The following is a 14,769-nucleotide window of genomic DNA, read 5'->3' on the forward strand; positions in this document are numbered from 1 at the left end:
CCGTGCGTGCCCCCTTTTTTATGGCCATGGGATACGCGGCACCGGACAACTGTTGCCATGACGGAGGGGTTCATATTTCCTTCATAAAACTGTCATGGACATATCATTTTTATTTATACATCCCCTTATTTATTAATTCGCGTGTCTGCTGGATAGCCAGACATGTCTGTCTTCTTCATGTCGGAGAACATGAGTATTATGTACTTTCCTGCTCGAATTCTAACATGTGCCCTGCTGGCAACCGCCCTGCCGGTCATGGCGCATGCTGCGGATATTACAGGTGCCGGTTCCAGCTTTGCTGCACCCATCTACGGAGCCTGGGGGGCAGACAGTCGCAGTGCTGCTGGCGTTAACCTGAATTACCAGACAGTCGGGTCCAGCGCGGGCCAGAACCAGATCCTTGCCGGGACAGTTGATTTTGGCGCGTCCGACGTGCCGATGGAAACGCAGAAGCTGGAAAACGCCCATCTGTTCCAGTTCCCCACCGTCATGGGCGGCATCGTGCCGGTCATCAACCTGCCCGGCATCAATGCCAACCAGATCCAGCTTGATGGCCCGACGCTGGCCGCCATCTACCGTGGCGAGATCGAGCAGTGGAACGACCCCAAGATCGTGGCGCTGAACCCCGGCGTGAAACTTCCCGATACGGCCATCGCCACGGTGCATCGCGCCGACGGTTCGGGCACGACGGCAGTGTTCACCGGCTATCTTGCCCATGTGTCGCCTGAATGGCGCGAAGGTCAGGGCACGGGCGCTTCCATCGCATGGCCCGGCGGCATCGGCGCGCGTGGCAATGACGGCGTGGCCGCTTCCGTGCGCAATACCGAAGGCGCGATCGGCTACGTTGAATATGCCTTCGCCGCCAACGCGCACATGACCACCGTGAAGCTGAAGAACCACAGCGGCGCTTACGTGGCCCCCGGCATGGACAGCTTCAGCCGCGCTGCCAAAGCCGCGGACTGGAAGGATGCGTCCCATTTCGCCGTTGACCTGCTGGACACCAATGGCGCGGGTGCGTGGCCGATCGTGTCCCCCACCTATGTGCTGGTGCCCGTGCCCACGGCCAAGGCTGAACATGGCGCGGCGGTGCGCAAGTTCTTCGGCTACGCGCTGCAGAATGGTGATGCGGCTGCGCTGCGTCTGGATTATGTGCCGGTCCCGGCAAATGTTAAGACTGACATCCTGCGTCAGTGGGACAGTGCCAAATAATAATCCGGCAAAACCGGAAGTAATAAGGAAATCCGCCCGTATTCCGGGCGGATTTTTTTATGCAATCGTCGTGTCATAAATCCTTCATAAAACTGTATTGGAAACATAACACACAGAATTGTGCGCCCATTCTAAATGAACCCATCCTTCATTACGGAATGGTTAATATGATTCGCCGGTCTGCTGTATCGCTTCTGCTGGGTTCTTCTGCCATCTGGGGTCTCTCCTCGATCAACCAGGCGTATGCGGCATCCGCGTCGGATGCGCAGATCCTCGCCCTGCAGCACGAGATGCAGGAAATGCGCCGTGAAATGTCGGGCCAGATCAGCGTGCTGCGCCAGCGCCTTGTCCGTGCGGAAGCGCACAACACCCCGGCGGCCAATGCAGCCCAGGCCCGCCGCGTGGCGGCCAGCAAGGGCCAGCCGCTGCCCGACAGCTATGCGCAGGACATCCATATCGGCGGCGACAGCGGCATGGGCGGAAACCTGGGCAGCGTGATGCAGAAGGCCGACCTGGGCACCCCGCCGTCGGATCGTGGCGTCTCGTCCTCCTGGGCGTCCTTCCGGGCGGCGAACGAGAAGGAAGAGGCCGTGCATATGGGGGGCATGATGATCGGCTTCCCCGGTGGCCGTCCCACCATCTCGTCCGAGGACGGGATGTATGCCATGTCCATCGGCCTGGCCTTCCATGAAGATATCGGCGGCTTCATGGGCATGTCGCCGCGCCGGGGCGAAACCCGTGGCGATTTCTCCAGCCTGACCGAAAACGCCCGTCGCCTGCGTATTCCCATCTCGTTCCGTTACAAGGACTGGATCGCCAACATCACGCCCGATTTCGGCAACGGGTCGGCGGACGGGTCGACCACGCTGTATGAAGCCAACGTCAACTATGCCGGTTTCCACAACACGATCCTGACGGCGGGTTACTTCCAGCCGCGCGTGACGGAAGAAGATTCCGAAAGCTCGAACGAGTTCGAGATGATGGAACGTCCTGCCATCACCGATATCGTGCGTAACATCGCGGCAGGCGATGCGCGCATGAGCATCGGTGGCCTGCATTACGACAAGCGCTGGTGGATCGCCGGTTACCTGACCGGGCAGAGCTATGGCGCGCGTAACGGTACCGGGGTGACGGACAGCCAGACGGGGGCGACCTTCCGTGTCGCGGGTCGTCCGTACATGTCCAAGGACATTGACGTGCATGTCGGCCTGTCGGCCATCAGCGCCTTCAAGGTTGCGGAAAAGAGCAATGGCCGCAGCTACGCCTTTGCCGAAGGGCCGGAAGTCAACCTGACGACGACGAAGTTCCTGAACCAGACCGTGGGCAATGTGGGCAGCATCTGGTCGGCGGGTCCCGAACTGGGCTTCCGCTGGAAGCGGCTGGTGCTGAAGGGTGAATACTACCATATCGGCGTCACCCGTGGCGACAATACCGGCGGCAATGTCGGCAACCAGCAGAGCGTGAACTTCTCCGGTTATTACGGCGCTGCCAACTATACCCTGTTCGGCAAGGGCCGAAGCTACAACATCAAGGAAGGCGCCTTCGCAGCGCCGGGTGTGGACCATGTGTTCGACCCGCTGCACGGGTACTGGGGCGCGCTGGAACTGTCCGCGCGATACAGCGTGGCGGACCTGAACAGTGGCCTGAACACTGCAGGCGCCGTGCGTGGCGGGCAGCAGACGGTCTGGTCGGCGGGGCTGAACTGGTATCCCAACCGTCACTTCCGCTTCATGCTTGACTTCAACCACATCATCGTCAGCCGCAACAGCCAGCTTTACGATCTGGTCGGGCGGGACGGAAACTCCGTCGCTGGACGTATTCAGGCCGCTTTCTAAAATATTTTCTGAAAAGAAATATTCATAAAAAACGGCGAAATATTTTGGGTGTTGCCTCTTTTTAAAGAGGCAACACCTTTCGAAGTTTTTTGAAAAAGCTTCACCAAAAACTTTCTTATGATTTCTGTCTGTTTTTTGGATATAATATTTAATTTGGCCATGTACAATGGTCCCATGACGTAAGTATATTTCCGTCTGTTAAAAAACAGGTGGAAGTATTGTCATGATACGTCCGTATGATACCTTGGATGGACTGGCATTACGTAGCATGGGAAGAGCGTTTCCTATAACTGCGGATGCACCATCGGGCCGGGCTACATTCTTTCACCTGCCGCGCCATGGCATTTTTGGTCCCGCTGACGACCCGGATTCCGGGGGCGTGTCACGCAGGGGCAGCCTGTTGCACAGTCCTTCGTGTCCGCTATGTTGCGCGGCTTGGGAGCGACCAACCGGCTACGGAATGCCCGATCCGGGTGGTTTAAGCCCAATCGCCGGAAAAACTGTCTTCAGTAACAGGCATTTACTGCAGCCATTCCTGCTCGTCATCAAGATCATGCAGCAGGGCCTGCGTCAGGGCCTGATGGGATTGGATCAGTTTCACATTGTCCCGGTTAAGCGCAGGTGCATCCTTTCTGGATCGGGGTGTTTCCTGCATCCGCGCGGCGGTCATTTCAAAGGTGGTCAGCGCCATGACAAAATCCTGCGCCGACATGTTGTACTGCTGAAGGATGGGCTGAAGTTCCGGCATCGCCTGCGTGCGGCGGATGGTTGTCGCCAGCGTCATGTTCTGGGTCTGGGTCGGGGCCGTGATATGGGCGCGCCTGATCTGGCGGACCATAGGGAGCATGCGGGCAAAGAAATCCGTAGGCAGCCTGTATTGCGCCACGGTCTGTATATCGTGCTGGAGTGCTTCATGCACGGCGCGCTGGATTTCCGCCTTCTGTTCGGCGGTCGGCCCATGCTGTTCGGCCTGCTGGGCGGCAGCGGGGCCAACCGGCAGGCTGGCCGCCACAAGGATAAGGGCCGTAACCAGAAGGGGCAGGCGCGGGGAATAGGCAATCATGATCGGTCGTTCCATTCGCCCCGGGCGACGGGGGCACAAATATCATCATGGCTGATAGCATCCATGCTGATTTTGCGGGACCTGATCGTCCAGTCAATACGGAAGAAACCGGGGATAATACGGATCGGTTTTTCGGATCATCATTCAACGTGGCGGCGCATATCCCGGCGCTCACGTCAGGCCATAAGGCCACGTTCCGAAAGGTGGTGTCCGCGGCGGGATTCGAACCCACGGCCCCAGGATTCATACCACTTCGACTTTCGCCGCCGCCATGAAGCCATGGCGTTCGTGGTCTGGACTGTCCCTTCACCATGGGCCGCGAACGGCCTGCAGGTGCTGCCCATCCAGTCTCTACACCTTGCCGGGTGAACCGGCCTTGGCTCGGGATTGGCACGGTATGAAACCAGAGCGTTCCCCGAATTTGAGCAGATCCGTCACGTGGTTTCCCGTCGTGACGCCCAATTGAAAACCAGGAATCCTGTGCTCTATCCGGCTGAGCTACGCGGACACACACAGGCGTTTTCTAACCGAGGACACGCACCCCGGCAAGGTGTTTCAGGGCAGGGTGGGCATATTTCGCACTTACCGCCGCCTGCGGTCCTGCTGCGCCTGCGCGCACAGGCGGGCGACATGGCGCAGGCACAATACGATATCGGGGCTGCCGGTCTGTTTGCAGGCCAGTTCCAGCGCCTGCGTTTCCTCTGCCGCGCGCAGCAGGGCAGCAGCGGACCAGTGCCCCAGCGCCTGCGTGAAACTGTCCGTGCGCTTGAAAAATACGGGCGGACGCAACTGGCGCATGGCATCGGCCCGGCTCATGCCGCCATCGACGGCAATCCGTGCGCGGCGCAGGCGATGGATGTGCGACAGCAACGCGCGCGCAAGGGCGATGGGGCTGCTGCCATCGGTGGTCAGTGCCCGTTCGGCTGCCGCGTCCGCCGCCTTGCGATCTCCCGCCATGGCAGCAAAGGCCGCGTCTTCCAGCGAGACTCCGGCGGCATCGCCCACGCAGGCGCGCACGTCCTCAAGCCCCAGCCTGCCACCCGCGCCCGCGAACAACGCCAGCTTTTCCACCTCGCTGCGGGTCGCCGCGCGGTCCGGTCCGGCGTGTTCAACCATCCATCCCAGCGCATCGGGGTCGATGCCGACATTCTGTGCTGACAGCATCTGCCGGATCGCGCCCTCAAGTGCGCGACCTTCCTCCGGGTAACAGCCTATGACGCCGCACAGTCTGTCCTTTTCCGCAAAGGCGCGGAGTCTGGCGCGCGCGGGTAGTCCCGCTGCCTCCACGATGACCAGCGTATCGGATGGCTGCGCCAGACTGCGCTGAAGCGGAGCAAGCAACCCGTCACCCGCGTCACGCACCCAGATCACGCGACGGCCACCAACCAGTGAAAGGGCAGTGACTTCCTCCTCCAGCCGGTCATGCTCGTCACGTCCCAGCACGGCAACGCGGAAGGGATCGTTCAGGTCGGGGCAGATCGCCCGGGCGGCGGTCGTGGCGCGTTCGCGGATCAGGCCCGCATCATCCCCATGCAGGATGATGGCCCGCAGCGCGCCCGGCGCCTGCAGGGTTGCACTGGTGGCGCGGGCGTCGATCTTCACTGGTTTTCGTTGCCCCCGATACTGATGCCCGATGTGTCATTATCATTATCATCGGACCCGGCATGGCTGCGGGCAGGCGTTGTATCCGTCGTCGTGCCGGACCCGGTGGACACGTCCATATCTTCGTTATTCTGTTCGTTAAGCTGTGCGTCGGTCCGGCCTGTCGCCAGCGCGGGCAGGCCATCGGCGCCCGGTGCCTGGGCGGGCATCTGGTTGTTTGGATTGACGATGGCGTTGGGGTCGGTATAGCGCGGCTGGTTCCTGCCCGCGACCGACCCGTTGACGGCTGGCTTGGCATGCGTGCGGAACCACACGCTGACCTGCTGTGTAATCTGGTCCGCCATGTTCTTCGCAACACGGGTGCGGACGTTTTCCAGATTCAGCGTCAGGGCAAAATACTGTTCGTAATTGTTGTTGACGCCATCCACCACCGAGGCATCGCCGCTGGCCAGAAGCTGCGGGTCCTCCGCAATGGTGTAAAGCTGCCAGTGGGCGAAGGCTGTGGTGCGGGTGCGGCCACTGGTGTTGTCGGCATGGATGTCGACGGCCTCGTTCATGAGGTAGGTGCCGATGTGCAGCGAGTACCGGGTGGGGTTTTCAGGCCCGTCGCCCGACATGTCCTGCTGCAGGAACTGGCGTAGCTGCTGGCCGTAGCGTTCCTTGATCAGCGGCACGTAAACCTGCTTCAGTTCCGCCAGCACGTTCCCCACGGTCGGCTTGCCATCCGCGCCCAGATGGGTGCCCGTCGTCTTGTACATCGGGGAAAAGCCGCAGCCTGCCAGCGCAAGCAGCGTGCAGATCAGGCCGGTGTAACGGACGACGGGATGGGCCATGTCTATTTCGCAACCACGAAGTTGACGATACGACCGGGCACGTGGATGCGCTTTACGATCCGCGCACCTTCCAGCAGGCGCGCGACATTCGGTTCCGCCTGCGCAAGCGCAATCACTTCGTCCGCGGGCATGTCCGGCGGGACGGCGATCGTACCACGCAGCTTGCCCATGATCTGCACCGCGATGGTCAGTTCACTGGCCTTGAGCAGTTCGGGAATGGCGGTCGGCCATGTCCGTTCCACCACCGGCTTACCCGCCGGTTCCAGCAGCGCTATCATGGCTTCCGCCTGATGCGGAACCATGGGGGCTATCAGAAGGGAGATGACACTTGCGGCTTCGCGCCGGGCAAACGCCATGCCGTCCTCGCCCGCTGTCTTTTCCGCATCGGTCAGGGCGGAGGTCAGTTCATGCAGGCGGGCCACGGCCACGTTGGCGCTGAAGGCTTCCAGCGCGTCCGTTACCGCAACGATGGTGCGGTGCGTGGTCCGGCGCAGGCTGTCCGCCGCGCGGGACAGCGTCTCGGGGCAGGCGGTGTCAGCGGAGGTCTGTTCCGCCACGGTGCGGACCACGCGGAACAGACGCTGCAGGAAGCGCGCGGCAGCCGCGACACCGGCTTCCGTCCATTCCATATCGCGTTCCGGCGGGCTGTCAGACAGCACGAACCACCGCGCCGTATCGGCGCCGAAGCGTTCGATGATGGCGACAGGGGCAACCGTGTTGCGCTTGGACTTGGACATCTTTTCCACGCGGCCGATAGTGACCGGTGCGCCGGTGTCGCGGCGGACGGCGGTATCCCCCCGGCGCTCGACTTCATCGGGATAGAGCCAGTTGCCTGCGGCGTCACGATAGCTTTCGTGATTGACCATCCCCTGCGTGAACAGGCCGGCAAAGGGTTCATCCACATGCAGGTGCCCGGTCTCGTGCATGGCGCGGGTGAAGAAGCGCGCATACAGCAGGTGCAGGATCGCGTGTTCGATGCCGCCGATATACTGGTCCACCGGCAGCCAGCCATCCGCTGCGGCCGGTAAGGTCGGGGCGGCGGCATGCGGGGCGGTGAAGCGGGCGAAATACCACGAACTGTCGACAAACGTGTCGCAGGTGTCGGTTTCACGCAGTGCGGGCCTGCCACAGGACGGGCAGGCCACATGCTTCCATGTCGGGTGGTGTTCCAGCGGGTTGCCGGGACGTTCGAAGGTCACGTCCTCGGGCAGGGTGACGGGAAGCTGGTCGTCGGGCACGGGCTGCGCGCCGCAGTCGGTGCAGTGGATGACCGGGATGGGGCAGCCCCAGTAGCGCTGGCGCGAAATGCCCCAGTCGCGCAGCCGCCAGTTGACGACACCCTGACCGATCCCCATGCCTTCCAGCCGGGAAATGGCTTCCTTTTTGGCCGCATCCGTGTCCAGCCCGTCCAGAAAGCCGGAATTGAACAGGGTGCCCTGTCCTTCATACGGTTTGTCCGTCGTGGTGAAGGTGGCCGCTTCCTCGCCGGGCGGCAGGATGACCGTGGCGAAGGGAAGGTTGTATTTGCGGGCGAAATCGAAATCGCGCTGGTCGCCGCAGGGGCAGCCGAACACGGCGCCCGTGCCGTAATCCATCAGCACGAAATTCGCGATCCATACCGGAAAGGACTGATCGGGCAGGAAGGGGTGTGCTACGCGCAGGCCAGTGTCAAAACCACGCTTTTCCGCCGTCTCGATCGCTTCTTCCGATGTGCCCAGCCGGTGGCATTCGGCAATGAATTCCTGTGCGCCCGGATTGTTGGCCGCAACCTTGGCCGCGAGCGGATGGTCGGCGGCAATGGCCAGGAAGGACATGCCGAACAGCGTATCGGGACGGGTGGTGAATACTTCGACCGAATCAAGGTCGGTGTCGAAACCTGCCGGGGGTTCATGCAGCCCGAAGCGGACTTTCGCCCCTTCCGATCGGCCGATCCAGCGTTCCTGCATGGTCCGCACCCGTTCGGGCCAGCGGGACAGGGTGGACAGGCCATCCAGCAGTTGCGGGGCGAACTGGGTGATCTTCAGGAACCACTGCGAAAGCTTCTTCTGTTCGATCAGCGCGCCCGAACGCCAGCCGCGCCCGTCCACCACCTGTTCGTTGGCCAGAACGGTATTGTCCACGGGGTCCCAGTTGACCCAGCTTTCGCGGCGTTCAACCAGCCCGCCACGCAGCATATCGATGAACAGCTTCTGCTGCTTGCCATAGTATTCCGGCAGGCAGGTCGCGATTTCGCGGTCCCAGTTGAAGGAAAAGCCCAGCCGCTTGAGCGTGGCGCGCATGGCGGCGATGTTGTCCATCGTCCACTTGCCCGGATGCACGCCACGTTCGCGCGCCGCGTTTTCGGCGGGCAGGCCGAAGGCGTCCCAGCCCATCGGGTGCAGTACGCTGAAGCCGCGCGCGCGCTTGTAACGCGCCACCACATCACCAAGCGTGTAGTTGCGCACATGCCCCATGTGAAGCTGGCCCGACGGGTAGGGGAACATCTCCAGCACATAATATTTGGGCCGGTCGGCGGGGGGCACGTCGGGAACATCGAAGATGCCCGATGACGCCCAGCGTTCCTGCCACTGCGGCTCTGCCGTGTGGAAATCGTAGGCGGGGGCGGTGCTGTCCGGTGGGGTGCTGGTTTCAGTCATCTTCTTCTGGTTCGGTATGCGGTGGCAGGCGACGGGGCCTGCGGGAAAGGGCGCGGGCGGCCCGGTGGGCTACCCGGCGGGAAAAAGGAAGTGGCGGCGCCAGAGGATCAGTGCTGTCCGCTATCGGTGCGGAGCTGGCGCGCGCGGGTCAGGATACGGGCCGTGATGTCGGATACGGTATTGGCCGCAACGGGGGTATCGACCCACTGGCTGTTTTCATAAACCTGACGGAAAACCGATACCCGCAGCGCATCCGAACGCAGGCTGCGCGACAGGATGAAGCAGGTGATCTTGAAGCGTTCATCCTTGGTCGCAGGCGGGGTGTACCAGTCCGTCAGGATCACGCCCGCCACCGCATCGGCTGACGAGAACGGCATGAAAGACAGCGTATCCAGCGCCCCGCGCCACAGGAAGGCGTTGACCCCGTCATTCTCCAGCGGGGTGGAGCCGCCATTGGCGCCGCGATCTTCCTTCAGCAGGCGATTCTGCGGTATGGCCAGCCCGCTTTTGTCATGTTGCGGTGCACTGCCGCAGCCCGCCAGCACGGCGGTCGCCAGAAGGGTGGGCAGGGCCGCGCGGGGTAGCAGGCGGCGGCCCGCATGCGTGGCGGAGGGGGCGGGATAGGACGGGCGAAGGGTCATGATGCCTCTGTGGACGCCGGGGATGGCCCCCGCATGTGGTAATCCGGCCATGCGCCTGCCCCGCTGGCGATACCGGGCGGGATGCGTTCTGGCCTGTCGCATTGTCTGTTCTTCATATCCTGCCCCGCCTGTCCCGCCAAGTCGCATGGCCATTTTACCTTGCGTTGCGTGACAACCGGGGCATTAAGGCGCAAAAATAAGGGGATTTTTCAACAGTAACGGGACAGGATGAAACATTCAGCCAGATGGCGTGCAGCCATGCTGTGCGCGGTGAGCCTGCTGGGGGCCGGAACCCCAATGTTAGCCCATGCAGGCGTAGGAAATGCTCAGGGCGCCGTGCATGCCGCGGAGATGGCCGCGCGCATGCAGCCTGCCGAACAGCAGGCGGTGGTGCAGGCGCGTCCGACGGGTGCGGGCGGCAGCGGGCTGCTGGCATGGCCCGGCGTGCCCCGTCTGGGTCTGCCCGTCCTGCGCATGCCGGATTTTTCCGCACCCATGCAGTCGGGTGCGGGCAATGCCAGCCCGATGCTGCCATGGCTGGCCCTGGCCGCGACATGGGACCCTGATCTTGCACATCGCGCGGGAACGGCACGGGCACGGGCTGAATGGCAGCATGGCCGCGCGGTCGTGCGCGTGGGCGGGGTGGACCTGCTGCCCTCGGGCCGGCTTCAGGCTGGTGAGGATGAAGTCCTGTCCGGCACGATGGCGGGGGTGATCGGCGCGGGCCTGCTGGCGGGGCATGTGCTGCCGGTATTCGGTTCGGTCGTGGCGGAGGAACAGGCACGCGCCGATGGCACCGTGCCCGCGCGCGCGCAGCCAGTTCCCGCCGCCCGGCTTGCATCCCATAGCCTGCTGGGGGTGGCCATGGCGCTGGAGATCGCCCATGGCGGGGCCATATTATGCGGTGGCATGGCCCCATGCCCGACCGTGACCGATCTGGGCGCCATGGTACATGACGCATGGCGCTTCCCCGGCATGGTCATCGCCCCGCCCGGTGGGGCAGGCCGCTCCATGAAGGAAGATGACGCGGACCCCGCAATTGCCGCCGTTGCGGCCGGGGTCGATATGGAACAGGTCGCGGCCGGTGAAGACGGGCATGATGTGTTCGGCGCAGTCCTGCGGCAGGCGGTGCAGGCCGGTACTATAAAGCCCGCGCAGGTACAGGCCATGGCGACCCATATTCTGGCGTCCTTTTACATGGCGGGCAGCCTTGACCATCCCCCGCCATTCGCCAGCACGCGCAATGCGTCAACGCCGCCGGGAACTAACGATACGCTGGTGAGCGATGTGGAGATGGAGGGCGCCGTCCTGCTCCAGAACGAGAACCGGGTCCTGCCTTTCGATCCGGCCCTTGGCCCGGTGCTGCTGCTGACACGTAATGCCATGCGTCCTGCCGGTGATCTGCTGGCGGCGGCCCTGCGCCATGCGGGACTGACTGTTACCACCACCACCGTGCCGGATGGCCCGGGCGCATCCCCGCCGCCCGCCGCGACACAGGCCGCGCGGATACTGATGCTGACCGGCAGTAATGACGATAACAGGCTGATTACCACACTGGCCGATCTTGGCGGTCATGTCGCGGTGGTCCTGACTGCCGATGACCCGGACCGGCAGATGCCATGGCTGGATATGGTGGACAGCGTGGTGCAGGCCTGGGCATGGCGCGATGAATATGCCCAGGCCCTTGCCGCCCTGCTGTCCGGACAGCAGGATTTTTCCGGTCATCTGCCCGTAACCCTGACCGGCGGGTTCTACCCGCCGGGCATGGCTGATGCGGATTACCGGGCCTTCGCATCTGCGCATATCGTGCCGCTGTTTCCCTTCGGCTATGGCCTGTCCACGCGCAGTCACCTCACGCTGGGCGATCTGCATGTAACCCGTGAGGGCAATCACCTGCTCGCCAGCTTTTCCCTGACCAATCCAGGGGGCGGGCCGGTAAGGGCGACGCCGCAGCTTTATGCGGAAATGCCGCCTGACATGCCCGGTGCGTCGCGGCGGCTTGCGGGGTGGCGCAGTATCATGGTTGCGCCGGGCCATACGGTGCGGCTGGGCGTGCCCGTCAGCCTGCGACTACTTGGGCAATGGGAGCAGGGGAGCGGGAACTGGAATGTGGCGGCGGGGGACTACACGCTTTCGCTCGGCTTCTCATCCGTCATGCTGCTGCGCCATGTCACCCTTCACCTGCCCGCGCTGCATGTGCCGGGCGCGCTGGAAAACGCGCCCCTGCCGGGTGTTGCGGCGGAATAAGGCTATGGGCCGCCCTACTGTCCCGGCCTGATGACGGAACAGGGTAGCCCCTGATTTTTAAGCGTGGCGCATGCCGATACCGCCGCCACCTGTGACAGACCGGCCAGACGGGCGCGATAGATCACGCCAGCCGGTCTGTTGACCGGTATGACCATGCTGCGCGCGCCCTGTAGCTGCGCAAAATCGCCCTGCCGCGCCATGGTGGTGGCGAAGCGGGCCTGTCCCTCCGCCGAGAAGGCGCCGACCTGCACCATCCATGTCCCGTAATCCACGCCCGTGCTGGTCGCGGGCGGTGCGGCGGCGCGGGTGTCGGTGCGGCAGTTGGCCGTGCCGGGCTGGTACGCAAGATTTGCGTCCTGTACACAGGCGGTGCGGTGCTGCACGGGGGCGGGCGGGTTAAGTGTTGCGTACTGGATATAGGTATGGTCTGGCTGGACCGTGTTGCCCCTGCCCAGCGGGGGCGGGTTGGTGCTTACCGGCTGCGACGGCGCGCCGTAGACCGCCAGCGGGCCACTCAGGGCGACCTGCGTGCCAAGGTTGGGTGTGATGATCCGCAGGTAGCGCACCGTCTGGCTTGGCAGCGGACGGCCGTTTTCCAGATAGTCGTTCAGTCGTTCCGTGCCCGCGTTATAGGCCGCAAGGAACCCCGGTGCGCCATACAGGCCGTAAAGGATGCGGATATAGGCCGTTCCCGCCAGAATGTTGTTGTGCGGGTCATACGGGTCGGAGCCAAGGTGATTGCGGCGCTGCATGTCGGCATAGGTGGGCGGCATGAGCTGCATGAGGCCGATTGCCCCGCTGGCCGAACGGGTCAGGTGGCCATCGATATATTCATGGCCCCCCGATTCCTTCTGGATAACGGCGCGTATCCATTCCGGCGGCACCGAAAAGCGGTTCGACGCATCATTGATATAGGGCTGCCACGGGTCTGATGGGGGACCGGGGGGGCGGTAGGCGGCCTTGCCTTCGTAATAGTTGCCGTAGCGCGAACCGCCGGAACTGGCGCACCCGGCAAGGCCAAGCCCTGCCATGCCCAGCAGCAGCAGGCGTGTCAGGCCGCGCAGTGTCGGGGCGGGAAGCGGGGCAGGTCGTGGTGGCGCGATCAGATCAGACACAGTTCAGCCAGTTCGTTGCGTAAGGCTTCGGGCAGCACGTCGCCGGTATGGCCATTGGCGGTCAGGTCGGGTGGCGCGTCCTCGGGGCGGAGGTAACGCCAGCCCTGGAACGGACGCATGGCGCGGGGCGAGACCGGGATGATTTCGGGGTCCATCACCACCAGCGCGCAGGATGCGCCATCATCGCGCGTGTCGGGACGGATTGCGGTAATGCGCTGCCGACACAGGATACGGCCCGCGATCACGCGGTAGATGGACCCGCCATCGACAATTTCCGCTGCCCTTCGTGGATACATGCGGGTGCGGAACCACGGCATGCCCGTGGCATCCGTGCCGTCAAGGTCATCAACCGGCGGTGTCTGGTGGGACTGGCGGCGAGCCAGATCCTCGATCGACTGGATACCAACCGCCAGTTTGACCATGTGCAGCATGCGATGCGCTTCCCCGTCCTTACTGTGTGTGGGCGGGCAGGTCCGTCTGCGCCTGACGGAGGAACATTTCCCGGAACCGGTCGCTGTCCACCGTGCGCACGATATGGACCGGACGCATGGGGCTGTCATGCGGGGCCAGTGCGTCCGGCACGACAAAGGCGTGGCCGTAATGCGGGCCACGGCTGGTGTCGATATCCATGCGCGCATCCACAGCGGAGGTGATGAGCGTGGGATCGGTCGCGATGGCGGTGGTCAGTTCATCCCACAGGGGCAGCGGGTCGTAGTAACGGCCGATATAGGCGGTAAGCGGTGTCTTTTTGCTGGTGATCCGGTCCAGATATGCCCGCGACAGCATGAGATCGTTCGAAACGCTGCCGACCCCCGTAATCGCTTTCCATGGCGCGGTCAGCGTGATGTGCGCGGCTTCGGGGTCGAAGATCATATTGAAATCGGAAGCAAAATCCGCATTGCCGGTAATGGACATCATGCTCGTATCCAGCATGCCGCCCATGAAGATAAGCTGCTTCGCCGTGGCGGCGAAAGTCGGATCCTGGCGTATGGCAAGCGCCAGATTGGTCAGCGGACCCGCGGCAATGATGGTCACTTCATGCGGGTGGGCATGCACCTGTTCGATCAGGAACTGCGCCGCACTCTGCGCCACGGGGGCAAGATGCGGCGCTCCTTCCTTCATGGCGGGAATGGCGGGCTGCACGTCAGGCGCCTTGTCTATGGAACCAAGGCCACCCCATGCGCCTTTCCATGGTATGGCGCCGAACTGCTGTTCATGCACCTGCATCGCCGCGCGCGTGTTGACCAGCGGGTAGACCGCGCCATCAGCCACCGGCACATCGGTCCGGCCCACGATTTCCAGCAGGCGGCGCAGATGGGCGGATTCCGCGTTTTCCCATCCATCGCCCGATACGACCGTAAAGCCCAGTACGCGCACATGCGGGTTGAACAGGAGCGGAATGGTGGAAAGCTGGTCCGACCCACCGGGGCCAAGGAAATCATTATCCTCGATCACCAGTTCGGGCCCGTCGGATGCCGGCGCGGGAGCCGCGAAAGCGGTGGAGGCCATAAGGGTCAGGGCTGCGGCGCAGGTAGCCAGCCGGGCGGGAAGCGACAGGATGGAAGAAAGCACGCGGTGAACTCCTTGC

General features: G+C 63.2%; 11 protein-coding genes. 3 read left to right on the forward strand and 8 right to left on the reverse strand.

What is annotated here, in order from left to right:
• Positions 1–198: 198 nt before the first annotated feature.
• On the forward strand, positions 199–1,209 hold the full coding sequence (pstS, locus tag ACBR42_RS00080) for a phosphate ABC transporter substrate-binding protein PstS (RefSeq protein WP_371207153.1): 1,011 nt from the start codon (positions 199–201) through the stop codon (positions 1,207–1,209).
• A 167-nt stretch (positions 1,210–1,376) separates the two neighbouring features.
• Positions 1,377–3,044 (forward strand): OprO/OprP family phosphate-selective porin, encoded by a 1,668-nt coding sequence (locus ACBR42_RS00085; RefSeq protein WP_102323400.1) that lies wholly within the window; start codon positions 1,377–1,379, stop codon positions 3,042–3,044.
• 520 nt (positions 3,045–3,564) lie between these two features.
• Here ACBR42_RS00085 and ACBR42_RS00090 read toward each other — a convergent pair.
• The 5 genes from ACBR42_RS00090 to ACBR42_RS00110 form a co-directional block, all read right to left on the reverse strand.
• On the reverse strand, positions 3,565–4,107 hold the full coding sequence (locus ACBR42_RS00090; protein WP_282761128.1) for a hypothetical protein: 543 nt from the start codon (positions 4,105–4,107) through the stop codon (positions 3,565–3,567).
• 582 nt (positions 4,108–4,689) lie between these two features.
• Entirely contained in the window at positions 4,690–5,709 is a 1,020-nt protein-coding gene (gene holA, locus ACBR42_RS00095; protein ID WP_371206996.1) for a DNA polymerase III subunit delta, read from the reverse strand.
• Positions 5,706–6,542 carry an LPS assembly lipoprotein LptE gene (locus tag ACBR42_RS00100; RefSeq protein ID WP_132305517.1) on the reverse strand — a complete coding sequence of 279 codons (837 nt, stop codon included), beginning with the start codon at positions 6,540–6,542 and terminating at the stop codon, positions 5,706–5,708. The genes holA and ACBR42_RS00100 overlap by 4 nt, the downstream gene beginning before the upstream one ends.
• 2 nt (positions 6,543–6,544) lie before the next feature.
• Positions 6,545–9,178, reverse strand: a complete 2,634-nt coding sequence (leuS, locus tag ACBR42_RS00105) for a leucine--tRNA ligase (RefSeq protein WP_371206997.1) — start codon at positions 9,176–9,178, stop codon at positions 6,545–6,547.
• A 107-nt stretch (positions 9,179–9,285) separates the two neighbouring features.
• Positions 9,286–9,819, reverse strand: coding sequence for a DUF3576 domain-containing protein (locus ACBR42_RS00110; RefSeq protein ID WP_371206998.1), 534 nt, complete (start codon positions 9,817–9,819; stop codon positions 9,286–9,288).
• A 297-nt stretch (positions 9,820–10,116) separates the two neighbouring features.
• Here ACBR42_RS00110 and ACBR42_RS00115 point away from each other — a divergent pair, with 297 nt between their 5' ends.
• Entirely contained in the window at positions 10,117–12,066 is a 1,950-nt protein-coding gene (locus ACBR42_RS00115) for a glycoside hydrolase family 3 C-terminal domain-containing protein (protein WP_371207000.1), read from the forward strand.
• 14 nt (positions 12,067–12,080) lie between these two features.
• Here the strand turns inward: ACBR42_RS00115 and ACBR42_RS00120 are convergent, their stop codons facing one another.
• The 3 genes from ACBR42_RS00120 to ACBR42_RS00130 are packed head-to-tail and all read right to left on the reverse strand — an operon-like array spanning position 12,081 to position 14,753.
• Positions 12,081–13,121 (reverse strand): transglycosylase SLT domain-containing protein, encoded by a 1,041-nt coding sequence (locus ACBR42_RS00120; RefSeq protein WP_371207154.1) that lies wholly within the window; start codon positions 13,119–13,121, stop codon positions 12,081–12,083.
• A 47-nt stretch (positions 13,122–13,168) separates the two neighbouring features.
• On the reverse strand, positions 13,169–13,612 hold the full coding sequence (locus ACBR42_RS00125) for a DUF1489 family protein (protein WP_110546969.1): 444 nt from the start codon (positions 13,610–13,612) through the stop codon (positions 13,169–13,171).
• Positions 13,613–13,631: 19 nt separating this feature from the next.
• Complete coding sequence (locus ACBR42_RS00130) at positions 13,632–14,753, reverse strand: nucleoside hydrolase (protein ID WP_371207001.1); 1,122 nt, start codon at positions 14,751–14,753, stop codon at positions 13,632–13,634.
• Positions 14,754–14,769 lie beyond the last annotated feature (16 nt).

Source organism: Komagataeibacter sp. SM21 (genome assembly GCF_041402665.1).
GTDB classification, from domain to species: domain Bacteria; phylum Pseudomonadota; class Alphaproteobacteria; order Acetobacterales; family Acetobacteraceae; genus Komagataeibacter; species Komagataeibacter saccharivorans.